The 2,267-nt window shown below is 35.1% G+C and carries 2 protein-coding genes; both read right to left on the reverse strand.

Annotation, left to right across the window (positions count from 1 at the left end):
• Positions 1-96 precede the first annotated feature (96 nt).
• Positions 97-1,329, reverse strand: coding sequence for an ATP-dependent Clp protease ATP-binding subunit ClpX (clpX, locus tag FPG59_RS15565; RefSeq protein ID WP_086455461.1), 1,233 nt, complete (start codon positions 1,327-1,329; stop codon positions 97-99).
• A 77-nt stretch (positions 1,330-1,406) separates the two neighbouring features.
• A complete protein-coding gene (clpP, locus tag FPG59_RS15570; RefSeq protein ID WP_086455462.1) occupies positions 1,407-2,081 on the reverse strand; it encodes an ATP-dependent Clp endopeptidase proteolytic subunit ClpP in 675 nt (224 codons plus the stop codon).
• Positions 2,082-2,267 lie beyond the last annotated feature (186 nt).

Below are 2,267 nucleotides of genomic sequence, written 5' to 3' on the forward strand. Positions count from 1 at the left end.
GATTTCTTTTTTAAATGCCAATATCTTTTTTTTAAATTTCTACAAAAAAACCTGCTCAAATAATGAACAGGTTAGTGTTTTTAAGAAAACTGTAATTTAAGAAGCTATTTCCAAACGCTTCAATAAGTTTTTATTCAAGGTTTCTTCAGCGTATTCTTGATTTATTTCAAGTACTTTGTTATCTGAACTTGGTAATTCGTACATCGCATCTGTTAAGATAGCTTCACATAAAGAACGCAAACCACGTGCACCTAATTTGTATTCTAAGGCTTTATCAACAATAAAATCTAAAGCTTCATCTGTGATGGTAAATGCAACCTCATCCATTAAAAACAACTTTTCATATTGTTTGATTAATGCATTTTTAGGCTCTGTCAAGATTGAACGTAAAGTTGCTCTATCCAAAGGATCCATGTGTGTCAAAACTGGTAAACGACCAATGATCTCCGGAATCAATCCAAAATCTTTGATGTCCTTAGGGATAATGTATTGCAACAAATTGTCTTTGTCAATGTTGTCTACATTTTTTGACGTCGAATACCCCACGGCTTGACGGTTCAATCGTTTCGAAATAATTCTTTCAATTCCATCAAAAGCACCACCGGCAATAAACAAGATATTTTGAGTATTAACTTCTACAAATTTTTGGTCTGGGTGTTTACGTCCTCCTTTTGGTGGGACATTCACAACGGTTCCTTCTAGTAATTTTAGCAAGGCTTGCTGTACTCCTTCACCAGACACATCACGCGTAATAGATGGATTATCACTCTTACGAGCAATTTTGTCAATTTCATCAATAAATACAATTCCACGTTCTGCTTTGGCTACATCATAATCAGCAGCTTGTAACAAACGTGTTAAAATACTCTCGACATCTTCTCCTACATAACCAGCCTCTGTCAATACTGTAGCATCTACAATAGCTAAAGGAACGTCAAGCATTTTTGCAATGGTTTTAGCTACTAATGTTTTACCTGTTCCGGTTTGCCCAACCATGATGATGTTACTTTTTTCAATCTCTACCTCATCGTCTTGTTGCTGTTGCATCAAACGTTTGTAATGATTGTAAACTGCTACAGACATCACCTTTTTTGTTTGGTCCTGCCCAATAACATATTGATCTAGGAAAGCTCTAATTTCTTTTGGTTTTTGCAAAACTAAATCTCCAACTAGCTTAGAACTACCAGTTGTTTTTAATTCTTCAAGAACAATTCCGTGCGCTTGCTCGATACATTTATCACAAATGTGTGCATCAATGCCTGCAATTAATAAATTAGTTTCTGGCTTTTTCCTTCCACAAAACGAACATTCTAATTTTTCTTTCGCCATATTTTTTGTTTCAAGTTTAAAGTTTCAAGTTTAAAGTTTCCATACTAACATTAAACTTGAAACCTGAAACCATTTTTTTATCCTCTTCTCAACACTTCGTCGATCATTCCGTACTCTTTTGCCTCATCAGCTTTCATCCAGTAATCACGCTCACTATCTGCATGTACTTTATCAAAAGTTTGTCCTGAGTGGTGTGAGATAATGTTGTATAACTCTTCTTTAAGTTTCAACATCTCTCTTAGATTGATTTCCATATCTGTTGCAACACCTTGTGCTCCACCTGATGGTTGGTGAATCATTACTCTTGAATGTGGCAATGCAGAACGTTTTCCTTCAGCACCAGCGCATAACAATACTGCTCCCATTGAGGCAGCCATACCCGTACAAATTGTAGCTACATCAGGCTTGATGTATTGCATGGTGTCATAAATTCCTAAACCTGCGTATACACTTCCTCCTGGAGAGTTCAAGTAAATTTGAATATCCTTAGAAGCGTCTGCACTTTCTAAAAACAACAATTGTGCTTGTACTATGTTTGCAATTTGATCATCAATTCCTGTTCCTAGAAAAATAATTCTATCCATCATTAATCTTGAAAAAACGTCAAGTTGCGAAATGTTTAACTGGCGTTCTTCAATAATATAAGGAGTCATATTAGTAGGATTCATTGCCGCAACGATTTTATCGTAATACATGGCATTTACTCCTTGGTGCTTTGTAGCAAATTTTTTAAATTCTTTACCGTAGTTCATTTGTATAAGTTTAAAAGTTTGAAAGTCTAAAGTTTGAAAGTCACAAACAATAACACAAAGGTCATACCTCTTTACTGATGATGCCAATATGTCTTGTTTTTAGCCCAGATAGTAGTGAAAAGCTTTTTGAAATGGAGTTACATTTTATTACAAGAAAAGAGCGACCAAAGAGAGCTCCTTTTATTG

Origin of the sequence: Flavobacterium sp. FPG59 (genome assembly GCF_002150205.1) — a bacterium.
In the GTDB taxonomy this organism is placed as follows: Bacteria; Bacteroidota; Bacteroidia; order Flavobacteriales; family Flavobacteriaceae; genus Flavobacterium.